30 protein-coding genes, 2 tRNA genes and 1 riboswitch are annotated in these 26,924 nt (G+C 69.6%); of the genes, 18 read left to right on the forward strand and 14 right to left on the reverse strand.

All coding sequences use genetic code 11. The features are described from left to right. Entirely contained in the window at positions 1–1,587 is a 1,587-nt protein-coding gene (locus OSC27_RS07685; RefSeq protein WP_267180853.1) for a methyltransferase, read from the forward strand. 123 nt (positions 1,588–1,710) lie between these two features. Here the strand turns inward: OSC27_RS07685 and OSC27_RS07690 are convergent, their stop codons facing one another. Beyond that, entirely contained in the window at positions 1,711–2,355 is a 645-nt protein-coding gene (locus OSC27_RS07690; RefSeq protein WP_267180854.1) for a DUF1345 domain-containing protein, read from the reverse strand. Positions 2,356–2,423: 68 nt separating this feature from the next. Here OSC27_RS07690 and OSC27_RS07695 point away from each other — a divergent pair, with 68 nt between their 5' ends. Then, on the forward strand, positions 2,424–3,005 hold the full coding sequence (locus OSC27_RS07695; RefSeq protein ID WP_267180855.1) for a PaaI family thioesterase: 582 nt from the start codon (positions 2,424–2,426) through the stop codon (positions 3,003–3,005). A gap of 17 nt (positions 3,006–3,022) precedes the next feature. Here OSC27_RS07695 and OSC27_RS07700 read toward each other — a convergent pair whose 3' ends face one another. The 3 genes from OSC27_RS07700 to OSC27_RS07710 all read right to left on the reverse strand — a co-directional run bounded on the left by OSC27_RS07700 (position 3,023) and on the right by OSC27_RS07710 (position 6,097). Further along, complete coding sequence (locus tag OSC27_RS07700; RefSeq protein WP_267180856.1) at positions 3,023–4,720, reverse strand: long-chain-fatty-acid--CoA ligase; 1,698 nt, start codon at positions 4,718–4,720, stop codon at positions 3,023–3,025. Between the two features lie 9 nt (positions 4,721–4,729). Next, a complete protein-coding gene (locus OSC27_RS07705) occupies positions 4,730–5,296 on the reverse strand; it encodes a TIGR03086 family metal-binding protein (protein ID WP_267180857.1) in 567 nt (188 codons plus the stop codon). A 129-nt stretch (positions 5,297–5,425) separates the two neighbouring features. Continuing rightward, positions 5,426–6,097: an SDR family oxidoreductase gene (locus tag OSC27_RS07710; protein WP_267180858.1), complete on the reverse strand. Its 672-nt coding sequence runs from the start codon at positions 6,095–6,097 to the stop codon at positions 5,426–5,428. A 91-nt stretch (positions 6,098–6,188) separates the two neighbouring features. Between OSC27_RS07710 and OSC27_RS07715 the strand changes: the two genes are divergently transcribed. After that, positions 6,189–6,494, forward strand: a complete 306-nt coding sequence (locus OSC27_RS07715; RefSeq protein WP_267180859.1) for a DUF6412 domain-containing protein — start codon at positions 6,189–6,191, stop codon at positions 6,492–6,494. A gap of 129 nt (positions 6,495–6,623) precedes the next feature. Then, a complete protein-coding gene (locus OSC27_RS07720) occupies positions 6,624–7,436 on the forward strand; it encodes a YidC/Oxa1 family membrane protein insertase (RefSeq protein ID WP_267180860.1) in 813 nt (270 codons plus the stop codon). 96 nt (positions 7,437–7,532) lie between these two features. Here OSC27_RS07720 and OSC27_RS07725 read toward each other — a convergent pair whose 3' ends face one another. Continuing rightward, positions 7,533–8,036 (reverse strand): EXPERA domain-containing protein, encoded by a 504-nt coding sequence (locus OSC27_RS07725; protein WP_267180861.1) that lies wholly within the window; start codon positions 8,034–8,036, stop codon positions 7,533–7,535. 48 nt (positions 8,037–8,084) lie between these two features. On the opposite strand from OSC27_RS07725, the gene OSC27_RS07730 reads away from it, so the two are divergent. Then, a complete protein-coding gene (locus OSC27_RS07730; protein WP_267180862.1) occupies positions 8,085–8,714 on the forward strand; it encodes a hypothetical protein in 630 nt (209 codons plus the stop codon). A gap of 33 nt (positions 8,715–8,747) precedes the next feature. Here OSC27_RS07730 and OSC27_RS07735 read toward each other — a convergent pair whose 3' ends face one another. Next, complete coding sequence (locus OSC27_RS07735; protein ID WP_267180863.1) at positions 8,748–9,752, reverse strand: aldo/keto reductase family protein; 1,005 nt, start codon at positions 9,750–9,752, stop codon at positions 8,748–8,750. Between the two features lie 74 nt (positions 9,753–9,826). Here OSC27_RS07735 and dinB point away from each other — a divergent pair, with 74 nt between their 5' ends. The 7 genes from dinB (at position 9,827) to OSC27_RS07770 (ending at position 15,659) form a co-directional block, all read left to right on the forward strand. Beyond that, complete coding sequence (gene dinB, locus OSC27_RS07740; protein ID WP_267180864.1) at positions 9,827–11,107, forward strand: DNA polymerase IV; 1,281 nt, start codon at positions 9,827–9,829, stop codon at positions 11,105–11,107. A gap of 10 nt (positions 11,108–11,117) precedes the next feature. Beyond that, positions 11,118–11,456 carry a spore germination protein GerW family protein gene (locus tag OSC27_RS07745; RefSeq protein ID WP_267180865.1) on the forward strand — a complete coding sequence of 113 codons (339 nt, stop codon included), beginning with the start codon at positions 11,118–11,120 and terminating at the stop codon, positions 11,454–11,456. Positions 11,457–11,470: 14 nt separating this feature from the next. Further along, positions 11,471–11,582, forward strand: a riboswitch (TPP riboswitch). A gap of 63 nt (positions 11,583–11,645) precedes the next feature. After that, positions 11,646–12,266: an ECF transporter S component gene (locus OSC27_RS07750; RefSeq protein WP_267180866.1), complete on the forward strand. Its 621-nt coding sequence runs from the start codon at positions 11,646–11,648 to the stop codon at positions 12,264–12,266. A gap of 8 nt (positions 12,267–12,274) precedes the next feature. Continuing rightward, positions 12,275–13,780, forward strand: a complete 1,506-nt coding sequence (locus OSC27_RS07755; RefSeq protein ID WP_267180867.1) for an ABC transporter ATP-binding protein — start codon at positions 12,275–12,277, stop codon at positions 13,778–13,780. Continuing rightward, positions 13,777–14,559: an energy-coupling factor transporter transmembrane component T family protein gene (locus OSC27_RS07760; protein WP_267180868.1), complete on the forward strand. Its 783-nt coding sequence runs from the start codon at positions 13,777–13,779 to the stop codon at positions 14,557–14,559. Before OSC27_RS07755 ends, OSC27_RS07760 begins: the two co-directional genes overlap by 4 nt. Beyond that, a complete protein-coding gene (locus OSC27_RS07765; protein WP_267180869.1) occupies positions 14,543–15,187 on the forward strand; it encodes an ATP-binding protein in 645 nt (214 codons plus the stop codon). The genes OSC27_RS07760 and OSC27_RS07765 overlap by 17 nt, the downstream gene beginning before the upstream one ends. 187 nt (positions 15,188–15,374) lie before the next feature. After that, a complete protein-coding gene (locus tag OSC27_RS07770) occupies positions 15,375–15,659 on the forward strand; it encodes a hypothetical protein (protein ID WP_267180870.1) in 285 nt (94 codons plus the stop codon). Between the two features lie 20 nt (positions 15,660–15,679). Here OSC27_RS07770 and OSC27_RS07775 read toward each other — a convergent pair whose 3' ends face one another. Continuing rightward, on the reverse strand, positions 15,680–16,945 hold the full coding sequence (locus OSC27_RS07775) for a hypothetical protein (RefSeq protein ID WP_267180871.1): 1,266 nt from the start codon (positions 16,943–16,945) through the stop codon (positions 15,680–15,682). Further along, positions 16,942–17,292 carry a metallopeptidase family protein gene (locus OSC27_RS07780; RefSeq protein ID WP_267180872.1) on the reverse strand — a complete coding sequence of 117 codons (351 nt, stop codon included), beginning with the start codon at positions 17,290–17,292 and terminating at the stop codon, positions 16,942–16,944. Before OSC27_RS07780 ends, OSC27_RS07775 begins: the two co-directional genes overlap by 4 nt. A gap of 157 nt (positions 17,293–17,449) precedes the next feature. On the opposite strand from OSC27_RS07780, the gene OSC27_RS07785 reads away from it, so the two are divergent. Both OSC27_RS07785 and OSC27_RS07790 read left to right on the forward strand, forming a co-directional pair. Continuing rightward, positions 17,450–18,334 carry a Gfo/Idh/MocA family protein gene (locus tag OSC27_RS07785; protein WP_267181166.1) on the forward strand — a complete coding sequence of 295 codons (885 nt, stop codon included), beginning with the start codon at positions 17,450–17,452 and terminating at the stop codon, positions 18,332–18,334. Between the two features lie 40 nt (positions 18,335–18,374). Next, positions 18,375–19,562, forward strand: a complete 1,188-nt coding sequence (locus OSC27_RS07790; protein ID WP_267180873.1) for a cation:proton antiporter — start codon at positions 18,375–18,377, stop codon at positions 19,560–19,562. On the opposite strand, the gene OSC27_RS07795 is transcribed toward OSC27_RS07790, so the two are convergent. From OSC27_RS07795 to orn, 3 genes are all read right to left on the reverse strand, one after another. Then, positions 19,485–19,955 carry a hypothetical protein gene (locus OSC27_RS07795; RefSeq protein WP_267180874.1) on the reverse strand — a complete coding sequence of 157 codons (471 nt, stop codon included), beginning with the start codon at positions 19,953–19,955 and terminating at the stop codon, positions 19,485–19,487. The two genes, OSC27_RS07790 and OSC27_RS07795, sit on opposite strands and share 78 nt — an antisense overlap. A gap of 137 nt (positions 19,956–20,092) precedes the next feature. Next, positions 20,093–20,168, reverse strand: a tRNA-His gene (locus OSC27_RS07800). 53 nt (positions 20,169–20,221) lie between these two features. Continuing rightward, the gene (orn, locus tag OSC27_RS07805) at positions 20,222–20,842 is read right to left on the reverse strand and encodes an oligoribonuclease (protein WP_267180875.1); all 621 of its coding nucleotides are present in this window, start codon (positions 20,840–20,842) and stop codon (positions 20,222–20,224) included. A gap of 120 nt (positions 20,843–20,962) precedes the next feature. On the opposite strand from orn, the gene OSC27_RS07810 reads away from it, so the two are divergent. Further along, a tRNA-Arg gene (locus OSC27_RS07810) sits at positions 20,963–21,035 on the forward strand. Positions 21,036–21,057: 22 nt separating this feature from the next. On the opposite strand, the gene OSC27_RS07815 is transcribed toward OSC27_RS07810, so the two are convergent. Then, on the reverse strand, positions 21,058–22,458 hold the full coding sequence (locus OSC27_RS07815) for an MFS transporter (RefSeq protein WP_416348837.1): 1,401 nt from the start codon (positions 22,456–22,458) through the stop codon (positions 21,058–21,060). A gap of 196 nt (positions 22,459–22,654) precedes the next feature. Here OSC27_RS07815 and OSC27_RS07820 point away from each other — a divergent pair, with 196 nt between their 5' ends. After that, positions 22,655–23,509: a LysR family transcriptional regulator gene (locus OSC27_RS07820; protein WP_267180877.1), complete on the forward strand. Its 855-nt coding sequence runs from the start codon at positions 22,655–22,657 to the stop codon at positions 23,507–23,509. Between the two features lie 34 nt (positions 23,510–23,543). Beyond that, the gene (nadE, locus tag OSC27_RS07825) at positions 23,544–24,377 is read left to right on the forward strand and encodes an ammonia-dependent NAD(+) synthetase (RefSeq protein ID WP_267180878.1); all 834 of its coding nucleotides are present in this window, start codon (positions 23,544–23,546) and stop codon (positions 24,375–24,377) included. A gap of 78 nt (positions 24,378–24,455) precedes the next feature. Here the strand turns inward: nadE and OSC27_RS07830 are convergent, their stop codons facing one another. Together OSC27_RS07830 and mgrA are read right to left on the reverse strand one after the other, a co-directional pair. Then, the gene (locus OSC27_RS07830) at positions 24,456–25,136 is read right to left on the reverse strand and encodes a hypothetical protein (RefSeq protein ID WP_267180879.1); all 681 of its coding nucleotides are present in this window, start codon (positions 25,134–25,136) and stop codon (positions 24,456–24,458) included. A gap of 98 nt (positions 25,137–25,234) precedes the next feature. Further along, positions 25,235–26,242 carry an L-glyceraldehyde 3-phosphate reductase gene (gene mgrA / locus OSC27_RS07835; RefSeq protein WP_267180880.1) on the reverse strand — a complete coding sequence of 336 codons (1,008 nt, stop codon included), beginning with the start codon at positions 26,240–26,242 and terminating at the stop codon, positions 25,235–25,237. 47 nt (positions 26,243–26,289) lie between these two features. Here mgrA and msrA point away from each other — a divergent pair, with 47 nt between their 5' ends. Beyond that, positions 26,290–26,814 (forward strand): peptide-methionine (S)-S-oxide reductase MsrA, encoded by a 525-nt coding sequence (gene msrA, locus OSC27_RS07840; RefSeq protein ID WP_267180881.1) that lies wholly within the window; start codon positions 26,290–26,292, stop codon positions 26,812–26,814. The last annotated feature ends 110 nt before the right edge of the window (positions 26,815–26,924 follow it).

Raw genomic sequence — 26,924 nt, forward strand, 5'->3', positions numbered from 1 at the left:
GTGACGCTCCGCGACGTGCACGCCGACGCTCCGCTTCTCGCGCGACTCGCAGACGACCTGCGCGCCGCACGGTTCACGGTGGACGGCCTCGCCGAGCTGTGGGGAGCCGAGGCGGGTGCGGCGCTGCATCGCGGCAGGAGGCTGCCCGCGGTTCGCGCGCTCGAGGCCGCCCGCGATGGGCATGGGCGCCTGGGTTCCAGGGCGGCCCTCGCCGCGCTGTTCGTGCTCGGCATCGCGGTCGACCGGGTGGAGGCCGAGGCCGCGCTCGCCTCGCTCGGTGTCGACGGCGCCGCGGAACTCGGACTCCTCACGCTCAGCGAGGGCAGTTCGGTGGCCGCCGCGCTCGACCTGCGACCGTACGCGTTCACGGATGCCGCGGGCAGCGCCGAATGGTGGGTCGCATCAGACCTGGGCGAACTCGCCCTCGGCCGCGCCATCGAGACCGGGCACGTTCTCGGCATCGGCGGCGCCTCGACCACGCTCGCCGGCCTGCTCATGCCGACACCGGTGCGCACGGCGCTCGACCTGGGAACGGGCTGCGGCATCCAGGCCATGCACGCCCGCCGCTTCGCCGAGCGCGTGGTCGCCACCGACATCTCCGCGCGGGCCCTCACGATCGCCCGCTTCAACGCCCGGCTGAACGGCATCGACGGCATCGAGCTGCGCGCTGGCAGCCTGTTCGAGCCGGTGGCCGGCGATCGGTTCGACCGCATCGTCAGCAACCCGCCGTTCGTGATCACCCCGCGCGTCGCCGGCGTTCCAGCGTACGAGTACCGAGATGGCGGCATGACCGGCGACCAGCTCGTCGAGCGGGTGCTGCGTGAGGCGGCCGACCACCTGAACCCGGGCGGCGTCGCGCAGCTGCTCGCGAACTGGGAGTACCACCCGGGCGAACCCGGCCTCGACCGCGTGCGCGGCTGGCTCGGCGCCTCCGGCCTCGATGCCTGGGTCATCGAACGCGAACTGATGGATGCGCCCACGTACGCCGAGACCTGGATCCGCGACGGCGGCACGCGAGACGACGCCCCCGAGTTCGAGCGCCTCTACGCGGCGTGGCTCGACGACTTCGAGGCGCGTGGTGTCGAATCCGTGGGGTTCGGTTACGTGACGCTGCGGCGGCCGGTGGCAGCTGAGCAGGGCCCGCCCGCGAGAGCCGCCGAAGGCGGCGCATCCGCTCGCCTTCAGCGCTACGAGAGGCTGCACGGTGCGCTGGGCGGGCACGACGCCGGTCTCGGCGCGCACATCGAAGCGGCGCTCGCGGCCCACGACTGGCTCGCTGCGCGGGACGATGACGCCCTGGGCCGCGCCACTCTCGCCGTCGCGCCCGATGTCACCGAGCATCGGCACTACTGGCCGGGCAGCGACGACCCCACCGTGATCGAGCTGCGCCAGGGCGGCGGGTTCGGGCGCACCGTCGACGCCGACACCGCGCTGGCGGCGCTCGTGGGCGCCTGCGACGGCGAGCTCACGGTTCAGGCCATCGTCGCCGCGCTCGCGGACCTGCTCGAGGCCGACGCGTCTGCGCTGCGCGACGCCCTGCTGCCCCGGGTGCGCGACCTCGTGGCGTGGGGCATCCTCACGCCCTGACTCGCAGAATCTGCGGGCAACGCTACCGCGACTCCCATGACTCGGGCCGACTTGCGGGTTCTCCGGGTCCTCGCCCACGATGTGGCCCGATCCTCGCGTGCGGTCGGCGTGCGTGAGCGCGCCTCAGCCGAGGCCCGCGATGAGGTTGATCGTGGTCGCCAGCACGACGACGCCGAAGAGGTAGCTGAGCAGCGTATGGCCGAACACGGTCTTGCGCATCTCGGTTGTGCGCAAGGCGGTGTCTGAGATCTGGTAGGTCATGCCGAGGTCGAAGGCGACATACGCGAAGTCGGTGTACTGCGGATCCTCCGGCTGGTTGAAGTCGATGCCGCCGACGGGGTGCTGGTAGTAGAGCCGGGCGTAGCGCAGCGTGTAGAGGGTGTGGATGAGCGCCCACGACAGCGCCACACTGGCCAGTGCGAGCGCAGCGACCCCGGCCCGGGCGGGCCCGTTCTCGGCCGTCGCTCGCACGAGCACGATACCGACCGCGGCGAGGCTCACGACGCTCGCGGCGAGCGCAAGAGCATCGCTGACGGCGCGGTTCGGGTCCTCGCGGGTGGCATGCTGCCGCGTGGCGCGGGAGTCGAGCCGCCACACGATGAGCCACACCCACACCAGATAGGTGAGGCAGGCGGCGGCCCATCCGGCCACGGGCGCGTACCACCACGAGGTGAGCAGGCCGGTCACGAGCGCGACGACGACGCCGGCCACCGCCATTGCGATGAGGCGGTGCTGGGAGCGGGTGCCGAGGCGCGGGGTCGATCTCACATGATGATCGTGCCACCCGGCATCCGCGTACCCCTGCCGACGCTCCGCAGCGCACGTAGGCTGGAGGCATGAGCGATGACGAGGCTGCCCGGCAACCAGGCGGCACGTCGGCAGGCGACGCCTCGGCAGGCAGTCGCGTCGTCACCTGGCAGGATCCGTTCGCCGGCGCCCGGCTCATGCCCGCCATGACCGGCCTCGAGTTCGTGCGCGGCATGATCGACGGTTCCACGCCGGCCCCCGCCATCGCCGACCTGGCACGGATGCGCGTTGTCGCCGCCGACGTCGGCAGCACCACGTTCGAATGCGACCCGCACATCTCGCACTACAACCCGATCGGCACGGTGCACGGTGGCCTCATCGCCACCATCCTCGACTCGGCGGTCGGTTGCGCCGTGCACACCACCCTGCCGAAGGGGCAGGGCTACACCTCGGTCGACATCCGTGTCAGCTTCCTGCGGCCCGTGCGCTTGGAAACGGGCACGCTCACGTGCACGGCCACCGTGACGAAGGCGGGCAGGCGCGTCGCCTTCGCCGAGGCCACGCTGACGGATGCCGCGGGCACGCTCTATGCGACCGCGAGCAGCTCTCTGCTCGTGCTCGACCTCGACACAGCCGGCGAGACGGTCAGCGGCGCCGACTCGGCGCGATAGCGCGACAGCCTGCGCCGCTACGCCTCCTGCTCGTCGGCGAGCAGCAGGTCGCGCACCTGCCTGCGCACGACCTTGCCGATCATCGACTTCGGCAGTTCGTCAAGCTGCACCACGCGGCGCGGCGCCTTGTACGCCGCCATCCGCTCTTTCGCCCATGCGCGGATCGCCTCGGCGTCGAAGGAGGCGCCCGGCTCCATCACGACGGCCGCCACGACCTCCTCACCACTGTGCGGATGCGGCAGGCCGACCACGCTCACATCGGCGATGCCGTCGTACCCGCGCAGCTCGTCCTCCACCTCGCTCGGCGTCACATTGAAGCCGCCCGTGATCACGAGATCCTTGATGCGGTCGACGATGGTGACGAAGCCGTCCTCGTCGACGCGCGCCACGTCGCCCGTGCGGAACCAACCGTCGTCGGTGAGGGCCGCCCGCGTCTCGTCCGGCCGCTTCCAGTAGCCCTGGAACACCTGGGGGCCCCGAGCGATGAGCTCGCCCTCCTCACCCGGGCCGCGCACGATATTCGGGTTCTCCGCGTCGACGACCCTCACCTCGGTGCTCGGTAGCGGCAGGCCAACGGTACCGGCCCTGCGCGCGTCGCTCACCGGGTTCGCCATGAGCACGGGTGAGCACTCGGAGAGCCCGTAGCCCTCGACGAGGTAGCCGCCGGTAGCCTGCTCCCACGGCTCCACGAGGTCGGCCGGCAGCGGCATGGCACCCGAGATGCCGATGGCAACACCGGCAAGGCTGACCTTCTTCTCGTTGGCTGCGGCGAGCAGCCTGGCGCAGATGGGCGGCACGGCGGGCAGGAACGTGGGGGGCCTCTTCCGGAGCACGGGCAGCACCAGGTCGGGATCGAACTTGGGGAACAGCACGAGCCGCGCGCCCATGCTCATTGCGAACGTCAGGCACAGCGTGAGCCCGTACGCGTGGAACAGGGGAAGCACCGCGTAGACCACGGAGGTGCCGCGCGGGATCTGCGGCACCCACGCGCGGGCCTGCTCTGCGTTGGCCGTGAGGTTCGCGTGCGTGAGCACGGCCCCCTTCGGCGCGCCGGTGGTGCCGCTCGTGTACTGGATCAGCGCCACGTCGTGCGGCTCGGGCCTGGCGACGGAGCGCTTGATGCGCCGGCTTTCCACCAGCTTCTGCCACGCCACGGTGCCGCGTGCCGGCCTGGTCAGCTGCTTCCTGGCCCGACGCGCGGCCGGCACTGGCAGTCGCAGGGCGAATCGCTTGCCCCACGGCATGGCCCGCGTGATGTCGACGCCGACGACCGTGTCGACGGCCAGATCCGAGGGCAGATCCTGCACGGTCGGTGCGACCTGGTCCCACACGATGGCGATGCGCGCCCCATGATCCTCGAACTGGTGCCGAAGCTCCCGCGGCGTGTAGAGCGGGTTGTGTTCAACCACGATCGCGCCGAGACGCAGAACGGCATAGAAGGCGACCACGTGTTGCGGGCAGTTGGGCAGCACAAGCGCCACCCTGTCGCCCTTGCGCACCCCGAGCCGCCGCAGCCCCTCCGCTGCACGCTCGATCTGGTCGCCAAGCTGGCGGTAGGTGGTCGTCGCACCGAAGAACTCGAGAGCGACGTGCGAGCCGTATTGGTGTGCCGATTCCTCGATCAGGTGTGCCAGAGAGGCGGTCTGCTGCCCGATGTCGTGCGGTACGGATTCGGCATAGCTCGCCAGCCAGGGGCGATCGTTCGTGCTGCTCACCCTTCGAGCCTACGCGGCGATGCGGTCGTCCCTGCCGGTCAACGCGAGCAGGCGCGTCTGCAAGGGCGCGTCGTCGGTCACCGCGACGGGCGAGGCGAAGAGCCCGCTCGCCTCGAGCGTGTCCTTCTGCGGTTCGAACAGGGTCCAGGCCGCCTCGACGAGCGCGGCGGGCAGCGCCTCATCCGCCCCCATCGCCCGCGCGAGATCCCACGTATGCACGATCACGTCGGACGCCTGTTCGCGCAGGTAGTCGAGCGCCTCGACCGTATCGTACGAGAGCTGCACCTTCTCGCCCAGGTCGACGCGTGACCATGCGTCAAGGGCGATGGCCGAGTAGCGCTGCCACTCGGCGACGAGGTCGGGGCCCAGGCGCAGGATGCGCAAGCGCGCCTCGCCCACGCTCCGCCCGTCGAGCAGCAACGGAACCCACTGCTGCTCCTCGATCACGTGCGAGACAAGCGCGCGCACATCCCATTCGGTGTCGGGCGTCGGAGCCTCCCAATCCGTGACCTTCTCGACGCGCCGGGCGAACTCGGCGTGCGCGTCACGCTGCACGTTCAGCCAGTCGATGCTCACAATGGTCTCCTCACGTTCGGTGGGTGGGGGCAGGCGCTCAGCTGATCGTTCGCAGCTGTGTCACAACCAACGCACGCGGTCGCCGCTCTGTTCCCGGCTCTGCACGCCATGCGCTGCTCGCGGGCCGTGTCACCGCGCCGACTTCGATACCTGCTGCCAGAGTGCCTCGGCGATGGGAGTGTTCCCGCTCGTCGCCTCCCAGCACCGGCCCACCGTGTCGGCCTGGTCGAGGGCGGCAACGATGAGAGCCGCGACGTCGGCGCGGGGTATCGAGCCGCGAGCGACGTGAGCGCCGAGCTCGACATGCCCCGTTCCGGGCTCGTTCGTCAGGGTGCCGGGGCGCAGGATCGTCCACTGCAGACCGCTGGCGCGCAGCTCGGCATCCGCATCGCGCTTCGCCTCCACGTATGCGCGCCAGACCTCGTCGGCGTCGTCTGCGACCGGCTCGTCGACACCCCAGGCCGAGACCTGCACGAATCGATGGATGCCGGCGGTGCGCGCCGCAGCCTGGGCGAGCACCGATCCGCCGAAGTCGACGGTGCGCTTGCGCTCGACGCCCGATCCCGCGCCGGCGCCCGCGCTGAAGACGACCGCGGTGCAGCCCGCGAACGCGTCAGCCAGCTCGTCCGCAGTCGCCTTCTCGACGTCGAGCACGACGCCGCTGCCGCCCAGACGGTACACGTCGTCGGCATGTTCGGGGTTGCGCACGATGCCGACGAACTCGTCGAAACGGTCGTAGAGCACGCGCATGAGCTGTTGGGCCACCAGGCCGTGGGCGCCGACGATCGCGATGCGAGACATGACCCCATCATGCGCCCGAGCGGGTGCGGGCGTCGAGTGCGGGCCCGGCCGGTGGTAGCGTCATCTCGAACACGCCAGGAGAGGACCGCTCGTGCTGCTGCACCTTGAGATGCTGCTGCGTCTCGTCAGCACCGCGGTCGACGGCGCCCTCACGCTCGGCCTGCCTGGCAGCATCCTCGCCCTCGCCTCCCTGGTCGGCGCCGCCTCTCTCGTGGCCGTCGCCGTGGTCATCGCGGCCCGCTCCGTGGCGGCGCTCGCCGCGGCCCTCGCGCTCGCCGGCCCCGCACCGCGTGCGGAATGCGCCGCCGACATCGGCCAGCTTCTTGCCCAGAGCGACCCGGATGCCGCGGGCCGCCCCCGCCCTCGAGCCCCCTCGGCGATCCCCTCGGCCGCGTAGCCACGCCCGTCGCCGAACCCGCCCCGCGGGCGGAACTCGTCGATCCGCGCTGCCCACCTCAGCGGGCAGCGCCTCGTGCCTCACGGCCATACGTCACCCATTTGACGCGTATGACACAAGGGATCACCCATGGACTTCTTCTCGTTCGGGCCGATTGCCGCCGTTCTCGGCGCGGCCTATTCGTTTCTTACGGCGCTCAGCGCCATGCTCACCCCGCTGTTCGGCACGGCCGCAGCGGCCGCTTCGATTGTGGCGCTCACCCTGCTGGTGCGTGCCGCGCTCATTCCCGTCGGCGTCTCGCAGGTGCGCGCCGAGAACACCCGGCGCCGCCTCGCGCCCAGGCTGGCCGAGTTGCAGCGACGGCATCGGGGCAATCCCGAGCGGCTGCAGCGCGAGACCATGGCTCTCTACAGGCAGGAGAACGCGTCGCCGTTCGCCGGTTGCCTTCCGCTTGTGCTGCAGGCGCCTGTGCTCTCGATCGTGTACGCCCTGTTCCTGCACCCCCAGATCAACGGGAGTGCGAACGCGTTGCTCGCGCAGCACCTCGGGCCGGTGCCGCTTGGTGCGAGCTTCATACACCTGCTGGGAACCGCTGGGGGCGCAGCGGGCGGAACCGTGGGGCCCGTCGGACTGATCGTCGTGGGCGCGGTGCTCGCGCTGATCGCGGGTGTCGCCGCGGCATCCCGTCGCCTGCTTGCCTCTGCTGCGACTCCGGGGCTCTCGCCTGCCCCGGTGCCCTCGCCCGCTGCGGCGACGCCCGGCTCCGCTTCCGCCCCCGCCGGTCTTGCACGCGTGCTCTCGTTCCTGCCGTTCCTCACGGTCGTGTTCGCGGCGTTCGTGCCGGTGGCGGCGGCGCTCTACCTGCTGACCACGACCTCGTGGACCCTGGCCGAGCGGCTCGTGGTGCGCCGTGTACTCGCCCGCGGCGGGGCGCGCGGCTGACGCGGTGCGATGGCACGCGGCTGACCCGCCGCGACGGCGCACGGCTGACCCGCCGCGATGACGCACGGCTGACGCGTCGCCGTGTTGGCGTTCTGCTCAGAACCGCCTGGCGAACGGCTGCGGTCGGCGCATGCGGACGAGCAGCAGGATCGGCAGCAGCACGTACGGCACGTTGAACGCGAGGAACTTGCCCGGGTTGGGCGTCACCCATTGCGCCTCGCCGAAGAACTCGACACCGAACACGACGATGCCGGTGATCGACGCGATCATGGTTGCGTAGATGACGGCGGGAAGCTGGATTCCGTTCCAGCCCCGGATGAGCGCGACGACGAGCACGACATAGAACGGCATATAGACGAATGCCGAGAGGCCGGTCACGATGCGCATCCAGGTCGGCGGCGTCATGAACAGCGGGTCGGTGTCGTGCGCGTACCACCAGTTGGAATTCACGAAGAAGTTCGACGACGCGTGCGAGATGTCGACACCGAGCGTCGGCAGCAGGTCGCTGATGAGCGACGTCACGGTGAACGCGCTGAACACGACGATGAACACGATATCGATGGGGCGGCTCTTCAGGGGCAGCGTGCGGGTGGCGTCCATGGCGCGACCACTCTAGCGGCCGCGCAGGGCGGCTTCTATGCTGACACTATGTTCGTCGAGGGCACCCTTCGATGGCAGGTCACAGAAGACTGCCCATGGGACCTGCTGATGGCGCTCTGCCTGCGCGACCTGGCCGGTATGACGGATGCGGGCGAGCCGCCGCTGCCGGCCGTCGCGCCCGCCGTCCTGCCGTCCAGCGCCGGCGCCCTCGCACGCAGCACACTCGCCTCGAGCGTGCAGACCGACACGGCCGAGCTGAGGGCGCAGTGGGGTGCCTGGTGGCGGCGAACCGCCGTGCGTGAGTCGCGACCCGTGGCCTCGGCTCTGCGGCCGCCGCACTTCGCCGAGTTCGACCGCGAGCTCGCCCTGCAGGATCTCGTGGAGAACAACTACGAGGCGGCGTACGCGTGGAGCGCCGCCCGTTTCGATGAATACACCGACTCGCGAACGCGCCGGCACGCCAGTCTCACGGCAGACGTCGTTGACGTCGTCCGCGACCGAGAGCACGCCCTGAGACGCCAGGCCGGTTACTTCAGGCTCGACTTGCTCGTGCTGCCCCTCGCGTCATCGGGGGCGTGGGTGGTCGCCCCGCACACCGTGGCCATCAGCCAGAGCCTTCGGGACGACTCCTCGGCGTTCCGTCGCTGGCTTCGCCCCATCGTGCACGCGCTCGTGTAAACGCGGTGGTCGAGTAGCCCGCGCTACAGGGCCTCAGCTCGGCCGCGACTCGGGCGAGACGGTCTTCGTCGGGTCCGTCTCGGCGAGGCCGCCGAGCGCCTCATCGATGCGCGCGAGCACGGTCGCATCGAGCGTGACACCGGCGGCCTGCGCGTTCGACACGACCTGCTCGGGCCGGGAGGCCCCCACGATCGCACCCGCGACGTTGGGGTTGGCGAGCACCCACGCGATGGCGAGCTGTGCCATCGTGATTCCGACCTCGTCGGCGATCGGCTGCAGCTTCTGCACGCCCTCAAGCACGTCGTCGCGCATGAACCCCTTGATGGCGCTCGCGCCGCCCTTCTCATCCGTCGCGCGCGAGCCGGCGGGCAGCTCGGCACCTGGCTTGTACTTGCCGGTCAGCACGCCCTGCGCCACGGGCGACCACACGATCTGCGAAATCCCGAGCTCTTCCGAGGTGGGTATCACCTCCTGCTCGATGACCCGCCACAGCATCGAGTACTGCGGCTGGTTCGAGATGAGCTGAATGCCGAGATCCCGCGCGAGCGCTCGCCCGGCGCGCAGCTGGTCGGCGTTCCACTCGCTGACGCCGATGTAAAGCGCCTTGCCGGCACGAACGACGTCGGCGAACGCCTGCATCGTTTCCTCGATCGGCGTCTCGTGGTCGAAACGGTGCGCCTGGTAGAGATCGACGTAGTCGGTGCCGAGGCGGGTGAGCGAGCCGTCGATCGACTCCATGATGTGCTTGCGAGAGAGGCCGCTGTCGTTGTGCCCGCGCGGCCCGGTGGGCCAATAGACCTTCGTGAAGATCTCGAGCGAGGCCCGCCGCTCGCTCGCCAGCGCGGCGCCGAGCACCGACTCCGCGGCGGTGTTCGCATAGGCGTCCGCCGTGTCGAACGTGGTGATGCCGGCCTCGAGGGCGGCGCGCACGCACTGCGTCGCGACGTCGTTCTCGACCTGCGATCCATGCGTGAGCCAGTTGCCGTAGATGATCTCCGAGATTTTGAGTCCGCTGTTGCCGAGATACCTGAATTCCATCCCCTCAGAGTACGCGCGGAAGCCCACTGCTTTCGCGCGCGGCGGATGTCGGCGGCCGATGCGAGACTGGGGGAGTGGGGCGAACAGACGGCAGCGATCGGCGGGTGACGACGTCCCCGGTCGACGACTCCGGCGCCGGCATCCTGCACGTCGACATGGACGCGTTCTTCGCCTCCGTCGAGCTGCTCGATCACCCCGAACTGGTCGGCAAGCCGGCCATCGTCGGGCACGCCACCGGGCGCTCGGTCGTCACCAGCGCAACGTACGAGGCAAGGCGTCGCGGTGTGCGCAGCGCCATGCCGGTCTCGCAGGCGCTCCGGCTGTGCCCTGACGCCGTGGTGCTCACACCCCACATGCAGAAGTACCGCGAATATTCTGCGCGGGTCATGCAGCTGTTCGGCGAGGTCACGCCCGTCGTCGAGCAGGTGAGCATCGACGAGGCGTTCCTCGATGTCTCGGGCGCCCGACGCCTTCTTGGCTCCCCCGCCGACATCGGTGCCACGTTGCGGCGTCGCGTGCGTGAGCAGACGGGCTTGCCCTGCTCCGTCGGCATCGCCGGCACCAAGTTCGTCGCCAAGCTCGCGTCGGGCCGGGCCAAGCCAGACGGCCTGCTCGTCGTGCCGGTGGCCGAGACGCTCGCGTTCCTGCACCCGCTTCCCGTCGGCGCCCTGTGGGGCGTGGGCCCGAGCACAGAAGAGTCCCTGACGCGCCGCGGCCTGCGCACGGTGGCCGACATCGCAGCGACCCCGCTCGAGGTGCTGCAGCGCTGGGTCGGTGAGGCGGTTGGGCGCAAACTGCACGAGCTTTCTCATGGTGTTGACCCGCGACCGGTCGCATCCGCTTCTCGCGAGAAGAGCGTGGGCCACGAGGTCACGTTCGAGCACGACGTGACGGATGCGGCGGTGCTGCGCCGTGAGCTGCTTCGCCTCGCCGGGCAGACGGGTGAGCGGCTGCGCCGGGCGGGTCTCGTCGGCCGCACGGTGTCGCTCAAGCTGCGCTACGGCGACTTCCGCACGGTGACGCGCTCGCGTACGCTCGCGGAGCACACCGATGTGGGGCGACGCGTCTACGACGAGGTCGCCGCCGTCTTCGACGCGCTGTGGGCGCCGGGCGACGCGATTCGTCTCATCGGCGTTCGCATGGAGCAGCTACAGCCGGGCGGCGAGGGCGGGCTGGCGCTCTGGGATCCAGACGAGGAATGGCGCGACGCCGAGCGGGCGCTCGACGAGGTCGCCGCCCGGTTCGGCGGTGGGGCGATCGGGCCGGCGTCGCTGGTGCGAACGCGGCCACGACGTGTGGGCGACACCTCCAGCATCCGCTCGTCAGGGCTGTTGCCGCCCGCGCGCGACGGGTAGCGTTGCCAGCATGGCGAACCTGGCAGCACGTCTGGCGGAAACAGTGTCGAAGCTCGGGGTGAAGAGCTCATACGGCGACCCGGTTGAGGTGAACGGCGTCACGGTGATCCCCGTGGCGCTCGTGCAGTTCGGCTTTGGGGGCGGCAGCGACGCGGGCGAGGGCGAATCCGATGCCGTCGCGGGCGGTGGCGGCGGGGGAGGCATGAGTATTCCGTTCGGCGCATACGTGCGTGACATCAACGGATTCCGGTTCGAGCCGAACCTCATCACGCTCGTCGCCGTCAGCATCCCGTTCGTCTGGCTCGCGGGTCGCGCCGGGGCCAGGCTTATCAAGGCGCTCAAGCGCTAGAAGCCCTATACTCGTCACTTGAACACGGGAGTCCGGTGAGCCGGGCTGAGAGGAAACTTCTCCAAGTTTCGACCGTCGAACCTGATCTGGGTCATGCCAGCGCAGGGAGGCATCCACACTCTCCGATCCCCGGCACCCGCCGGTGATCGCACCCGTGCCCTCGTTACATCACGTGAAGGGGCACGAACAGTGCACGCAACAATCGCATCAGCATCAACCCGGGTACGGGCGAGTCCTCGCTGGCGGGTCGTCGACATCGTCACGGCGAGCGTCGTGGCCGTCGCCAGCGGCGTCATCTTCTGGCTGTGGGATCAGGCCTCGAATCCCATCGGCGCGCCCATCGAGGCCGCGCTGCCCGGTCTTCAGGGCATCATCAACGGACCGTGGCTCTTCGCGGGCGTGCTTGGGGCTCTCATCGTGCGCAAGCCGGGCGCGGCGCTGTTCACCGAGCTGGTCGCCGCCGTCGTCTCGGCGTTGCTCGGCACGGCGTGGGGGCCGCTGACGCTCGTCTCCGGCCTCGTGCAGGGCGTCGGCGCCGAGGTCGTGTTCGCCTGTTTCCTGTACGCCAACTGGCGAGTGTACGTCGCGCTCATCGCGGGAGCCGGCGCGGGCGTCGCCGAGTCGGTTCTCGACCTCACGGTCTGGTACCCGGGCGCCAAGGCGTCGTTCGCGATCGCGTACTCCGTCTCCACCATCGCCTCGGGCATCGTCATCGCGGGTGGCCTCTCCTGGCTGCTCGTGCGTGCTCTGGCTCGCACAGGGGCGCTCGGCCGATTCGCCGCCGGCCGCGAGGTCACTGGGCGGGTGTGATCGTGGACGTGTCCTCTCCCGCGTCCGTGCGGGCATCCGGCTGGGGCTGGCGTTACGCCGGCAGGCAGGCGTGGGCCGCGCGCGAGATCGACGTCTCGATCGAACCCGGTGAGCGGGTGCTGCTCCTCGGTGCCTCCGGGGCGGGCAAGAGCACGGTGCTCGCGGCCCTCGCCGGTGTGCTCGGCGGCAGCGATGAGGGGGAGAGCACCGGCAGCCTCATGGTCGGCGGTGCCGATCCCGCCCGCGTACGGGGCGCGAGCGGCCTGCTCATGCAGGACCCGGATGCGCAGGTGATCCTCGCGCGGGTGGGCGACGACGTGGCGTTCGCGGCCGAGAACCTGGGGGTGCCGCGTACCGAGATCTGGGAGCGGGTGCACGAGTCGCTCGATGCGGTTGGCCTCAGGCTGCCGCTGGAGCACCCGACCTCTCGGCTCTCCGGTGGCCAGAAGCAGAGGCTCGCGCTCGCTGGTCTGCTCGCGATGCGGCCCGGGCTGCTGCTGCTCGACGAGCCGACGGCGAACCTCGACCCTGCGGGCGTCGAGGAGGTGCGCGATGCGGTCGGCGACGTCCTGGCCAGAACCGGCGCGACGCTCGTGGTGGTGGAGCACCGTGTCGACGTGTGGCGCCCGCTTATCGATCGCGTGATCGTACTCTCGTCAGAGGGCGGCGTACTCGCCGATGGGCCGGTCGACGCGGTGCTGTCAGGCCAGGCGGATGCGCTGGACGCCGCCGGTGTGTGGCTGCCGGGGCGCGATCCCGCCCCGTTCTCAGCCCGCCCGATCCCGCCGGGGGACCTGCTGCTCGCCGCGCGTTCCCTCTCGCTCGCTCGCCCGGGCTCTCAGCCACTTGGCCTGCACGTATACCTCGACGTGAGCGCCGGGTCGGCCACCGCACTGACGGGCGCCAACGGGGTCGGCAAGTCGACGCTCGCACTCACGCTGGCGGGCCTGCTGAGGCCCGCTGGCGGTGAGCTGCGCGCTCGTGAGCAACTGGCCGCCGGCATCGGCTCGGCCCCCGCCGCGTGGAGCTCAAGCCAACTGCTGACCCGCATCGGCAGCGTGTTCCAGAACCCGGAGCACCAGTTCCTCGCCTCGAGTGTGCGGGCCGAACTCGCCATCGGGCCGCGTGCTCTCGGCGTGCCGCCCACGCAGGTGGCGAGCATGGTCGACGAGTTGCTCGCGCGACTGCGGCTCGACGGGCTCGCCCAGGCGAACCCGTTCACGCTCTCGGGGGGCCAGAAGCGGCGGCTCTCGGTCGCCACAGCGCTGGCGACCCGCCCGCGCATCCTCGTACTCGACGAACCGACCTTCGGGCAGGATTCCAACACGTGGCGCGAGCTTGTGTCGATGCTGCTCGAGCTGCGCAGCCGGGGTCACGCCATCGTGGCGGCAACCCACGACGAGGCGTTCGTTCGCGCGATCGGCGCGACGCCGCTACGGCTAGGCGACAGCCGAAGAGCGGATGCTGCCGCCGACCGCTCCGGCCGTGCGCCTGCGGCGGGGCGGCCCTCGTGACCGTGCTCGCCGCGGTTCGCACCGGCCCCCTCGCCCGCATCAACCCGGTGGCGAAGCTGGGTGCCTCGCTCATCATCGCGGCCGTGCTGCTGCTCTCCATCGACTGGGTCTCCGCCCTGGTCGCGCTCGTCGCCGAGCTGGTGTTGCTGTGCTTCGCCCGCCTGCCGCTGCGCACGCTCTGGCTGCGTACGCTTCCTGTGCTGATCGCCGCGCCCCTCACCGGACTCACGACCCTGCTTTACGGCCGCACGTCGGGCACCGTGTACTGGCACTGGCTCTTCGTCGAGATCAGCGATGGGTCCATCGCGCTCGCCATTGCGACCGCCTTGCGCGTGCTGGCCATCGGCCTGCCCGCCGTTCTCCTGTTCCTCACGATCGACCCCACGGACCTTGCCGATGGGCTCGCCCAGGTGCTGCATCTGCCGGCTCGTTTCGTGCTGGGCGGCCTCGCGGGCCTGCGCCTCGTCGGCCTGTTCATCGACGACTGGCGGGCGCTCTCGCTCGCCCGGCGCGCACGCGGCGTGGCAGACCGGGGCCGCATTCGCCGCCTGCTCGGCCAGGCCTTCGCGCTGTTCGTGCTCTCGATCCGCCGAGGCAGCAAGCTCGCGACCGCCATGGAGGCCCGCGGCTTCGGCACCGAGCACCGGCGCACGTGGGCGCGCCCCTCCGCATTCGCCGGCCGCGACTGGGTGGTGCTCGCCCTCGGCGCGGCCGTCGGCGTTCTCGCCGTTGCGGTGTCGCTCTACACGGGGGACTGGAACTTTGTCGTCCGATCCTGAGGCGTTCGTTCGCGATGCCGTGCAGCGCGTGCTCTCGGGCGTTCGGGACAGGGCCGCGGCCCGGTGTGCAGGGGCCGCGCCTGTTCAGGCATCCGTGCGCCCTGTCGTCGTTCTCATCGACGGGCCGAGTGGCGCGGGGAAGTCCACCCTCGCAACCGCACTCGCCGCCGCCTGGCCGGCATCCGCCGACTCAGCGCGCCCGGCCGGGACCGCCGCACCCGCTTCCCCCACCGTGGTGCGCCTCGACGACATCTACCCGGGCTGGGACGGCCTCGAGCAGGCCAGCGACCACATCGAAGCCGAGCTGTTGCGGCCGTTCCGCGACGGCGGCGTGCCCCGGTGGCGGCGCCACGACTGGGTCGCCGACGCGCCCGCGGAGTGGCACGGGGTGGCGCGGGCGCATCCGCTGATCGTCGAGGGATGCGGCGCGCTCACGCGAGGCACCGCGCCGCTCGCCGACCTGCGCGTGTGGGTCACCGCCGACGACGCCGTGCGTAAGCGGCGTGCCCTCGCCCGCGACAACGGCGGCTTCGACGCGCACTGGGAGGGCTGGCAGCGCCAGTTCGAGCGATTCCTGGCCCGAGAGCGCCCGCTCGAGCTCGCCGACTTCGTCATCGACGCAGGCTGAGTCTTCGCGCCGGGCGGCTGCGGCTCTTCAGGAAGAATCGGCCGCCACGCCGTTCTCGCGCCGGGTGCGCGCGGCGTGTCGCGCGAGAACTCCTGCTGAAGCGCACACCGGATGCTGGTGGGCGCGCCGGGTCACCGATGCGCCTCTGCCCCTGTCGCCCCGCGTTCGCACGACTACCGTGGGCGGCATGAGTGATGCAGCGCAGAATCCCAACGAATACGTGGTCGAGTACATTGACGGGCCGTTGGAGGGCCGCACCGAGCGCATGGTGCTCGTCGACGGTTCGTACGACGAGCGGGTGAGCGCCCTGGTGGCGGTCGAGGGCATCGAGACGACGCTCTGGTACAAGGCCGTCGACGCGCGCACCGTCGCCGGCGAGCAGCACGTGCGCTACACGTTCGACGAGAACGACAGCGACACCATCAACGAAGACCGGCTCGACGGCAGCGGCAACATCGCCAACGAGATCTAAAGCGAGCGCTCGCGGGCGCGCTACCCGAACAGCTTCTGCCAGAACGCGCCGATCACAGGCACGGGATGGCTAAGCCGCCAGCCGAGTCCCGGATCAGGCAGCGCCTCCGCCAGAACCAGTGGCACGCTCTCACGCACTCCGGGCACGGATGCCACAACCGACCCCACCACGCGTCCCTTCCCCGCCGTGGCCGGTGCCTCCACCCGCACCCGGTACTGCGGTTTCGCCGCGCCCCATCCGAGCGTCATCACGCTGTCGTCGGCCACCGCGGCGACGCGCGTGCCCGCGGCGCTGGTGACGCGGGCGAACCGGTCGCCGGCGCGCACGAGGGTGATCTCGCGCACGGAGGTCGCGGCATCCGTCGTCAGCGTCTTCACTGCTTTTGTGAGCGTGGGGTAGTCGGGCTGGCCGAGAATGGCCCCGTAGTACGTGAACGGCTTGCCGGCGACCCGCTCGCTCGCGGCGAACAGCAGGCACACGCCGGCGTAGTCCGTGTAGCTGCGCGAGAGCCCGGTCAGGCCCAGCTCGGGATGAAACGGCGTCGCGTTGGTGAGCACGCGATCGTTCACGAGCGTCGTCGGCGGATGCGCAATGATGTCGGCGATGGCCGCGTTGCCGAATGCGAGCGCGGCGATGCGGGCGGCGTCGGCCGCGGTGCCGGTGTCGTCGGGGCTGAGTCCGGACGCGTCGGCGACGTGCGTGTGCGTCAGGCCGTGCCGCGTCACCCAGGCCCGCGCGGCCGCGAGGTAGCCGTCGATCGAGCCGAACGCCCAGCGGGCGAGCGAGTCGGCGTGGTTGTTGCTGGAGCCGAGCAGCATCGCCTCGAGCATCTGCCGCTCGGTCCATGCCTCGCCGGGGGAGACGACCACCGCCATGTCGCCCGCCCGCACGTGCGCGGCGTAGAGGGCGAGGTCGGCATCCGTCATGGTGATGAGTGGCCCGGAGCGGCCGGCGCTGAGCGGTTTGGCGTCGAGCACGACGAGCGCGGTGATCGCCTTGGCCGCGCCGGCGAGCGGCACCGCCTCGGCGGAACCGGCCGTGCTGACGAGCTGTGGCGCATCCGCTTGGCCTGGGGTGGTGGCGATCGCGCTGGCACCGGTTGTGGGCAGCACGGGGGCGGATGCGCCAGCGCCGCCGCTCGGCAGCGTGACGTCGGCGTGTGAGCCGGGCAGGGGGCCGGCGAGCGTCGCGGGGCCGTAGAGTCCGACGACGAGGATCACGATCGTGCCGGCCGTGACCCACAATGCGCGGCGCACCGGATGCCGGTTGATGGCGCGAGAGCTCATGCCCAGCCCAGCTCGTGCAGGCGCTCGTCGTCGATGCCGTAGTAATGGCCGATCTCGTGCACGAGCGTCACGTGGATCTCGTGTCGCAACTCGTCGACGTCGGCGCACGCGTTGAGCAGCGGCTCGCGGTAGAGCACGATGCGGTCGGGCATCTCGCCGAAACCGTAGGTGCCCCGCTCGGTCAGCGCCACGCCGTCATAGATGCCGAGCGTATCGAGCGAGCCGTCTTCCGGTCGGGCCTCGGTCACGATCACGACGTTCTCGAGCCCGTCGACCATCTCGTCGCTCAGCGCGTCGAGTTGCTCGGTGACGAGGGCGTCGAAGTCGTCAGGGGAGAGGTCGAGCATGGCCTCAGCCTCTCATGGGCCATTACGCTCAGGAGCACGACACGATGGCGAGCGGGGGATGGCGGCGACAATGCACTCACCGATAGCAGGGCCCGGCGCGGCACCGCACGAGTCGACACAGCATGGAGCGGCACCAGCCGATCACCGCATCGCGATCATTGGTAGCGGCAGTATGGGCGCCGCGCACGCGGAGGCGTGGTCGAGCCTCGGTCTCGGCGATGCGATCGCGTACATCTGCGGGCCGCACCCCCGGCCGCTGCCGCACGCTCCCGTCGCCAGCCTCGTCACTGATCTCGAAACCGTCATAGGCGATCCTGCCGTCTCGGTCGTTTCCGTCTGCACGCCCACACCCACGCACGCCGAGATCGCCATCCGCCTGCTCGAAGCGGGCAAGAACGTGCTGCTCGAGAAGCCGATTGCGCTCACCCTTGAAGACGCGGGCGCGATAGCGGATGCCGCGGCCCGCTCTCGCGGCATGCTCATGGTCGCGCATGTGGTGCGCTTCTTCGCCGGCTACGCCGCGCTCGCCGACCGCGTCGCCGCCGGTTCGCTTGGCGAGGCCAGGGTCGTGCGCGCCCAGCGGCTCTCCTCGCCGCCGCGCTGGGCTGCCTGGATCCTCGACGAATCCGTCTCCGGGGGTCCGCTCGTCGACTTCGCGATCCACGACTTCGACCAGCTCAACCTGCTGCTCGGTGAGCCGGTGAGCGTGTACTGCCGGGCGACGCCCGACGCCGCATTTTTCAGTACCGCTATCGAGTACGCGGATGGCGGCATCGGCGAGGTCCTCACCAGTTGCGCGCTGCCCGACGGGTTCGCATTCACGAGCTCGATCGAGGTCGCGGGCACAGGCGGGGCGGCAGTGTTCCGGCACCCGAGCGGCGAGCCGGACGCGCCGTATGCGGCCCAGGCCCGGTACTTCCTCGATTGTCTGGTCTCCGGCGAGGCGCCTGAGCGCAGCACCGTCGACGGGGCAATCCTCGCGCTGCGTGTCGCGCTTGCAGCCCGCCGCTCGCTTGCGGAGGGCGGACCTGTGCGGCCCTGAGGCCTCGACACGTGTCCGGCTGGCGACGAGTGTCGAAGCTATGGCCCTGCTCTTCGCCTTCGCCGTGCTGCTGCTCGTCGCCGTTCTGATCTCCGGTTTCGCGCGTGGCACAGCATTGTCGACCGCCGTGTTGTTCCTGGCGGCCGGGTTCGTGCTCGGCCCTGGTGTTCTCGACGTCATCGGAATACATCCGGGTGACGACATGGTGGGCACGGTGTCGAAACTGGCGCTGTTCGCGGTGCTCTTCACAGACGGCCAGCGGCTCGCCGCGCATGAGTTGCGGGCTACGTGGCGCCTTCCGGGGCGCGCGCTGCTGTTCGGACTGCCGCTCACGTTCGCGATTACCGCCGTGCTCGCCATGGTCATCGTTGGCCTGCCCCCGCTCGAGGCATGTCTCGTGGCCGCCGTGCTTGCGCCGACCGACCCTGTGTTCGCGTCGGCGATCGTCGGTCGCGGCGAGGTGCCACAGAGGCTGCGAAGGCTGCTGAACGTCGAGTCGGGCCTGAACGACGGTTTCGCGCTGCCCGCCACGCTCGTGCTGATCGCGGTTTTGAAGGGCAATCATGCGGGATTCCTCGAGGTCGTCGGCGAACTGCTGCTCGGCATCGCCATTGGTGTGGTGGTGCCGCTCATCGTCGCCGCGCTCCTGCGCCTGCGCTTCATCTCGGTCACGCCGGTCTACGCCGCGCTGACGCCCGTCGCAATCGGCTTGATCGTCTTCGCTGTGTCTGGGGTGACACACGCCAACCTCTACCTTGCGGCGTTCAGCGCGGGCATCACCATTGCCACGGCAGCACCCGAGGTGCGCGACTCGTTCCACCGATTCGGAGAGCTAGTGACCGAACTGCTCAAGCTCCTCGCGATCCTCGTGTTCGGCACCCTCGTCACGCCAACTCTCCTGGTCGATGCGCGCCTGCCCGGTTACGCGTTCGGGCTCCTGGTGCTCGTGCTCGCCCGCCCGGCTGCCGTCATGCTCGCGCTGATCGGCAGCCACCTCCATCTCGATGAACGCCTGAGCGCCGCCTGGTTCGGCCCGAAGGGTTTCTCGTCGGTCGTCTACGCGCTGATCGTGCTGGGCAGCGGCGCCGGGAACGCACCCGAAATGTTCACGCTGATCGTCGTGGCCATCGTCATGTCGATCGTGGCCCACTCATCGACCGACGTGCCGATCGCCAAGTACTTCGGGCGCGCGAAGGCCGAGGCCTCGGCCCATCAGCCTGATGGATGAGTTCAGAAACGCCAGGGCTACGAGAGCGCTGACCGCAACGGCGGCGATCCGCAAGGCGGCGCTGATTTCGGCGCTGACGCTGTCGCTCGCACCGTCTCCGGTGCCACTCGGCAGAGAGAAGGCCAGCCAGATCGCCTCGGCAGCGAACAGGGCGGCGAGCACGAAGCCGGCTCTCGGTCGCTCGCTCAACCGCCACCACGGGCGGGGTGCGTGCGCATCCTCACTCTCTCCGCGAAAGACTCTCGTGAAGAAGACCACGGATGCGACAAGCAGCAGCAGTGCCGTTACGGCGCCTGCCACCGCCCCAGCCGCAACCGCCACACACACGGCGGCGGTGGCGCCGAGCGCGTAGGTGAGCACGACGCTTGTGACCTTGGCCTCGGTGGCTGTCACCCGGATCCTCATGCGCGCTCGCTCTCTGCTCATCGCAGCGTACCGAGTCTCGCGAATAGAGCGCACGTGAACAAGTCGGCATCTCGGGGGACCGACCCCGGCGACGTGCTCGTTCGGCCGCCGCGCACAGCGGCAATTGGGGTGAGTAACGGGGCTTGAACCCGCGACCTCCTGGACCACAACCAGGCGCTCTACCAGCTGAGCTATACCCACCATGTTCGCGTCGAACGCGCTTCGGCGCGATCAAGGCAACGACAAGGATTCTATTACATTCGCGCGGCCCACTCCGACACGACGGATGCCGCCGTCTGCTGCACCTGCTCGCTTGTCGGGCCGGGCTCGGGTACGAAGGCGGCGCGGCGGTAGAACTCGAGCTCGCGGATCGACTCGAGGATGTCGGCGAGCGCGCGGTGGCCGCCGTCTTTCGCCGGGGCGTTGAAGTAGATGCGCGGATACCAGCGGCGTGCGAGTTCCTTGATGGATGACACGTCGACGTTGCGGTAGTGCAGGTGCCCATCGACCCGAGGCATGAATTTCGCGATGAACGCCCGGTCTGTGCCGATCGTGTTGCCGGCGAGCGGAGCCTGCTTGCCCTCAGGCACGAACTTCAGAATGTACTCGTGCACCTGGTACTCGGCGTCGGCGAGGCTCACGCCGTTCGGGATCTCCTCGATGAGCCCGCTCGTCGTGTGCATCTGGCGCACGAAGTCGCCCATATGCGCCAGCGCAGTGTCATTCGGTTTGATGACCACGTTCAGCCCGGGGTCGAGCACGGTGAGGTCGAAGTCGGTGATGACCACCGCGATCTCGACAAGCTCGTCGACCTCGAGGTCGAGCCCGGTCATTTCGCAGTCGATCCAGACCAGTCGATCCGAGGAAGATGCCATGCGAGAAGTCTACTTGCCGCCTCGGACACTCCTGTCGGGGCCCGCGAATCTGCTGCACAGCGGTGCGCACGGGGCACCTCTCCGCAACGCATGCCTCCTGTATCGTGGAGACGTTGTTCGGCCCCGATAGCTCAATGGATAGAGCAACGGCCTTCTAATCCGTAGGTTGCAGGTTCGAGTCCTGCTCGGGGCACAACGGCTGCCGCTGGGCGTCTCTAGCCTCGGGGGCCCGGAGCCGCCGACGGGCGGCGACGCATCCGCCCCATCATGCCGCCGCGGCCGCGCTGAGGCACACGCTGGCGGCTCGCGGTTCGTGCCACGCGCACCTCCCGCTGCTGCCGGGGCACGATGCGTACGAACGGGTCGCGGCGCTTCAGGCTCACGCGGATGCCGAGGTGCCCGCGCCGGGCGAGCGCGACGGCGATCACGATTGCCGCGACCGCCGGCAGTGCACCGGAGGCGAACATGGCCGCGTGCGGTCCGAACTGCTCGACCGCCCAGCCCATGACCGGGCCGCCGAGAGCCTGGCCGCCCAGCAGCACCAGGATGTACAGCGACATGACGCGCCCGCGGATGCGCACGTTCGACGACATCTGCACGAGCGAGTTGGCGCCCGTGATGAACAGCAGGTTCGCGAACCCGTTGGCGATCAGCACGACCGCGAATGTCAGCTCGTTGGGCGCGAGCGCCGCGACGAGCTGAATGACGCCGAGGGCCGCCGCACCCAGAATGATGGTGCGCAGCCGAATGGACAGGCGCCTCGTCGAGGCGAGCGCCCCCACGAACGCGCCCGCGGCGACGAGGGCGTTGAACATGCCGTAGCCGCCCGCGCCCACGTGGTACACGTCGTTCGCGAACGACGTGAGGAACACGGGCATGCTGAACGCGAAGACCGAGAGGAAGGCGACCATGAGAATGGTCCAGAAGATGGCCGGCTTGCTGCCGACGTATCGCATGCCCTCGACCAGCTGCCCCTTGGCTCGCGGCGCCACCGGCCCTACATGCAGTTCGGATGTGCGCAGCCTGAACAGATTGGTCACGACCACCGCGCAGCCCACGGCGTTGATCGCGAAAAGCCAGCCCGCGCCCACGAGCGTGATGAGCACACCGCCGACCGCCGGGCCGAGCAGGCCGCCCAGTTGGAAGATGGAGGAGTTGATGCTGATCGCGTTGCGCAGGTAGCGCGGCCCGACCAGCTCGTTGACGAACACCTGCCTAGCCGGGTTGTCGACGACGGTCGCCATGCCCTGCAGGAGCGCGATGATCCAGATCTGCCACACTGCGATCATGCCTGTCAGTGTGAGCACGGCGAGCGCGGCGGCGAGCAGTACAGCGGTGCTCTGCGTGCCGATCAGCAGGTTGCGCTTCGGGAAGCGGTCGGCGATGACACCACCGAACAGGCCGAGGCAGAGCATCGGCAGGAACTGCATGAACACGGTGATGCCGACGGCCGTGGCGCTACCGGTGAGCTCGAGCACGAGCCAGTCCATCGCGATGCGCTGCATCCACCCGGCCGTGTTCTGCACCAGGTTGGATGACGCGAACAGCCGATAGTTCGGCACCCTGAGGGCGACCAGCGTCTCGCGCCACGGCGGGCGGGCGCTGAGAACCGGCATGGGGGCGGTGGCGGCGGCGTCGATGGGCGGGGGAGTCACGTAAGGTTTCCTGGCGAAGAGTGTCGTTGCGTATAGAGGTGTCGTACTGTCCGTGCAAACCAACGCTACGGCCCGACTCAGTATTCCTGAATGAAATTCGCGCTATAACTATCATTGGGTTTCGTAATGAGCCGTTTCGTGCTGAAGGGAGGCCGCCGTGTTTGATCCGGTGCTGCTGCGCTCGTTTCTGGCGCTCGCCGACACTCGCAGTTTCACTCGCGCCGCCGCGCAGCTCGGCATCAGCCAGCCCACGGTGAGCCAGCACGTGCGTCGGCTCGAAGACGCGGCGGGCCGCCTTTTGGTCACCCGCGACACCCGCGAGGTGCGGCTGACAGATAACGGCGACGCGATGGCGGGGTTCGCCCGCACGATCCTCGCCGCACACGCCGAGGCCGAGAGCTACTTCAGCGGTTCGGCCATGAAGGGGCGCCTCAGGTTCGGAACCGCCGACGACCTCGCGATCACGCAGCTGCCGCGCATCCTTCGCCATTTTCGGCAGCTGCACCCGCAGATCAACCTCGAGCTCACGGTGGGTCAGAGCGGCCCGCTGCAGCGCAGGCTGAAGGGCGGCCAGCTCGACCTCATCTTCATCAAGCAGGGGCCGAGCCCCACCGAGGGCACGGTGGTCAGCCGGGACATTCTTGTGTGGGTCGGCCAGGAGAAGACCCTGATCGAGGATGCGGCGCCCGTTCCATTGGTTGCCTACCAGGCGCCGAGCATGAGCAGGCAGACCGCGATCGACGCGCTCGAGGGCGCCGGCCGCACGTGGAAGATCACGTGCAACACGCGCGACGTCAACAGCACGCTCGCGGCCGTGAGGGCGGGGCTCGGCATCGCGGTGTTCCCGCAGACCCTCATTCCCGACGATCTCGTGAAGGTCACGCGCCGCTTCGGCCTGCCGGATCTCGGCGAGATCACGTTCAGCCTGCTCGCGAACCCGTCGGCACCGAAGGAGCCGATTGAGGCTCTGACCGCGGCGATCATCCGCCGCGACCTGCGCCGCCCGGGCTGAGGCCGTGGCTGCCGCCGTTCGGTACGCTGCAGGCATGCGCGAAATCCAGCAGAGAATCATCAGCGACCTGCATGTGGCACCGAGCATCGACGTGGACGCCGAGATCGAGTCGCGTGTGCTCTTCCTCGTCGAGTACGCGAAGAGCGCGGGCGCCCGCGGCTTCGTGCTCGGCATCAGCGGCGGCCAGGATTCGACGCTCGCGGGCCGGCTCTGCCAGCTCGCCGTCGACCGCATGACCGAGGCGGGAGCGGATGCCGAGTTCGTCGCCGTGCGGCTTCCCTACGCGGTGCAGCACGACGAAGACGATGCCAAACTCGCCCTGGACTTCATCTCGGCCTCGCGGGAGATCACGTTCAACATTCAGCGCGGCGTCGACGGCATCACGGCCGAGTTCGCCGACGCCGTCGCTGAACCGATGCGCGACTTCACCAAGGGCAACGTCAAAGCACGCGAGCGCATGATCGCCCAGTACGCCATCGCCGGCCAGCTCGGCCTGCTCGTCGTGGGCACCGACCATGCCGCCGAGGCGGTCACCGGCTTCTACACGAAGTACGGCGACGGGGCTGCCGACATCACGCCCCTCGAGGGCTTGAACAAGCGGCAGGGCCGCGAGCTGCTGAAGCGGCTCGGTGCCCCGGAGCGCCTCTACCTGAAGGTGCCGACGGCCGACCTGCTGGATGCCCGGCCCGGGCAGACAGATGAGACCGAACTGGGCATGCGGTACGACGACATCGACGACTTCCTCGAGGGGCGCGAGATCGAGACGACCGCCGCTGCCGCGATCGAGGCGCGTTACCTCGCGACACAGCACAAGCGACGGACGCCGGTGGCTCCGTCGGACACCTGGTGGCGCCCCGCTGCGGGTTGAGGAGCGCGCAGCGCGTCTCGAAACCCAGATGCTCGACGGGGTTTCGAGACGGCCGTTACGCGGCCTCCTCAACCGGCCTTAGTCGTTCGACGGGCCCGTCGGCCGCAGTCCCGGGTTCGCGGATGCGGCGGAGACGGGCTCGGGCACCGGCGCGACGGCGGTGTAGTCGGTCGCGGCGGGCGCCGCATCCGACTCGTACTTCTGGTGGTGCTGTTGGGCGACCCACGCGTCCTGCTGGGCCAGCAGCGAGCGCTCGGTGTCGGTGTTGTCGTAGCGCCACCGGTCGAGGTCGGCCTGGAACACGCGGCGGGCCTTGGCCGGGCGCATCTGCCAGTCGATGAGTCGCTCGCGGAACTCGGCGATGGCCGGGTCGAGCTGGTAGCCGAACGTGGCGGAGTTGCGCTTCATCTCGGCGAGCTGGTGCGACGCCCAGTTCGCCGCCGTGCCCGCGCCGCGGATGGGCAGCAGGCGCACGAGCGTGTCCGCCTGTCCCACGGCGCGGTCGGAGAGCACCTGCTCCTGTGGTGTCAGCGAGTTCCAGACGGACGCCTCGGTCGCCGCGTCGACCAGCGTCGCGATGGCCGACGCCTTCTGCGCCCGTTCGGTGTGCGCGAGCATCGAGCGCACCGTGCCGCGGGAGATCCAGGCGGCAAGGAGCCCCGAGACGATGATCGCGACGGCCAGCACCACGGCGCTGAAGACCACGGGCTGTGCGTCGGTTGAGGTGAACCAGTCGAAGAAGTCATTGAGCCACTGCATGGCGGCATGCTAACCCGGCCGAGCACCTGCGGTGCCGCGCGTCGTGCGCGCGTTGCGAAACCCGTCTCACGAGTTTCGCAACGCGGCGCGGCGCCCTGTCAGTTGCGGCCGGTGCCGTCGATCGCGAACCGGTCGATCGCCGCGATCTCCTCGTCGCTGAGCGGCTGCGCCTCCAGCGCCGCGACGTTCTGCTCCAGCTGCGCCACGCTCGAGGCGCCGATGAGTGCACTCGTGATCTGCGGATGCCGCAGCACCCATGTCAGGGCGAGCTGTGCGAGCGACTGGCCACGCGCATCCGCTATGTCGTTCAGGCCACGCGCGCGCTCGAGGTACGTCTCGCTGATCTGTGACTCGTTCAGGAACCGGCTTGTGGCCGCGCGCGAGTCGGCGGGTACGGATCCGCTCAGGTAACGGTCGGTGAGCAGGCCCTGTGCGAGCGGCGAGTAGACGATGCCGCCCGCACCGACCTCGTCGAGCACAGGAAGCAGGCCGTGCTCGACGTGGCGGTTGAACATGGAGTAGCTGGGCTGGTGGATCGTCAGCGGCACGTTGAACTGCTTGAGCGCGGCTGCGGCTGCCCTCGTCTGCTCGGGGCTGTAGTTCGAAATGCCGACGTACAGGGCTTTGCCCTGCTGCACGGCACTGGCGAGGGCGCCCATGGTCTCTTCGATGGGCGTCTCGGGGTCGGGCCGGTGCGAGTAGAAGATGTCGACGTAGTCGAGGCCGAGTCTCGCGAGGCTCGCGTCGAGCGAGGCGAGCAGGTACTTGCGTGAGCCGAAGTCGCCGTACGGGCCCGGCCACATGTCGTAGCCCGCCTTGCTCGAGATGATGAGCTCGTCGCGCCATGGCCGCAGATCTTCACTGAAGATGCGCCCGAAGTTGGTCTCAGCGCTCCCGGGAGGCGGGCCGTAGTTGTTCGCGAGGTCGAAGTGGGTGATTCCGAGGTCGAACGCGCGCCGCACGATGGCTCGTTGCGTGTCCACGGGCCTGCCGTGACCGAAGTTGTGCCACAGGCCGAGTGAGAGCTCAGGTAGTTTCAGCCCGCTCCTTCCGGATCGGCGGTAGGTCATCGTCTCGTAGCGGTCGTCGGCGGGAACAAATGTCATTCCCACATCGTAGGAGCATGATGAGTCATAGAGCGAAAGGGCAACATATGCAGACCTTCTATCTCGCCGGCGGATGCTTCTGGTGTCTCGACGCCGTCTACCGCGTACTTCGTGGCGTCGACGACGTTGTCTCGGGCTACACAGGCGGAACCGTTGCGAACCCCGACTACGAGACCGTGTGCACAGGCCGCACGGGGCACGCCGAGACCGTGGCCGTCTCGTTCGACCCCGAGCAGGTGCCGGCCGAAGTCGTTCTCGACGTGTTCTTCACGCTGCACGACCCGACCCAGCTGAACCGGCAGGGCAACGACATCGGAACCCAGTACCGGTCGGCCATGTTCTACACGGACGAGGCACAGAAGGCGCTGTTCGAGGCCGCGCGCGATCGTGCCGCCGAGTGGTGGGAGGGGCAGCTCGTCACCTCGATCGAGCCGCTCGGCGACTTCTACGCCGCCGAGGAATACCACCAGGACTTCTTCGCCAAGAACCCCGGCCAGGGCTACTGCATGGCCGTGGCGCTGCCGAAGGTCAACAAGATCCGTAAGGCGTACTCGAAGTACCTCGCAGCGTAGGCCCCGGTCGCCGTCGCTCGGCTGCAGCCGGCGCGCCTTCTCCTCACCAGCGCCATCGACCGCGCGCGTTATGCACAGATCAGCGGATGCCGTCGGCGGGCCCCGCGCGC

This window comes from Microbacterium sp. STN6, from assembly GCF_026410545.1.
Lineage (GTDB): Bacteria > Actinomycetota > Actinomycetes > Actinomycetales > Microbacteriaceae > Root112D2.

Coding starts and splice junctions, on each gene's coding strand:
- OSC27_RS07725 (WP_267180861.1), bottom strand. CDS start 8,036: ATGGACGCCACCCGCACGCTGCCCCTGAAGAGCCGCCCCATCGATATC.
- nadE (WP_267180878.1), top strand. CDS start 23,544: ATGCGCGAAATCCAGCAGAGAATCATCAGCGACCTGCATGTGGCACCG.
- OSC27_RS07790 (WP_267180873.1), top strand. CDS start 18,375: ATGGCCCTGCTCTTCGCCTTCGCCGTGCTGCTGCTCGTCGCCGTTCTG.
- OSC27_RS07780 (WP_267180872.1), bottom strand. CDS start 17,292: ATGCTCGACCTCTCCCCTGACGACTTCGACGCCCTCGTCACCGAGCAA.
- OSC27_RS07735 (WP_267180863.1), bottom strand. CDS start 9,752: ATGGAATTCAGGTATCTCGGCAACAGCGGACTCAAAATCTCGGAGATC.
- msrA (WP_267180881.1), top strand. CDS start 26,290: ATGCAGACCTTCTATCTCGCCGGCGGATGCTTCTGGTGTCTCGACGCC.
- OSC27_RS07710 (WP_267180858.1), bottom strand. CDS start 6,097: ATGTCTCGCATCGCGATCGTCGGCGCCCACGGCCTGGTGGCCCAACAG.
- orn (WP_267180875.1), bottom strand. CDS start 20,842: ATGGCATCTTCCTCGGATCGACTGGTCTGGATCGACTGCGAAATGACC.
- OSC27_RS07720 (WP_267180860.1), top strand. CDS start 6,624: ATGGACTTCTTCTCGTTCGGGCCGATTGCCGCCGTTCTCGGCGCGGCC.
- OSC27_RS07815 (WP_416348837.1), bottom strand. CDS start 22,458: ATGCCGGTTCTCAGCGCCCGCCCGCCGTGGCGCGAGACGCTGGTCGCC.
- OSC27_RS07730 (WP_267180862.1), top strand. CDS start 8,085: ATGTTCGTCGAGGGCACCCTTCGATGGCAGGTCACAGAAGACTGCCCA.
- OSC27_RS07775 (WP_267180871.1), bottom strand. CDS start 16,945: ATGAGCTCTCGCGCCATCAACCGGCATCCGGTGCGCCGCGCATTGTGG.
- OSC27_RS07770 (WP_267180870.1), top strand. CDS start 15,375: ATGAGTGATGCAGCGCAGAATCCCAACGAATACGTGGTCGAGTACATT.
- mgrA (WP_267180880.1), bottom strand. CDS start 26,242: ATGACATTTGTTCCCGCCGACGACCGCTACGAGACGATGACCTACCGC.
- OSC27_RS07745 (WP_267180865.1), top strand. CDS start 11,118: ATGGCGAACCTGGCAGCACGTCTGGCGGAAACAGTGTCGAAGCTCGGG.
- OSC27_RS07830 (WP_267180879.1), bottom strand. CDS start 25,136: ATGCAGTGGCTCAATGACTTCTTCGACTGGTTCACCTCAACCGACGCA.
- OSC27_RS07695 (WP_267180855.1), top strand. CDS start 2,424: ATGAGCGATGACGAGGCTGCCCGGCAACCAGGCGGCACGTCGGCAGGC.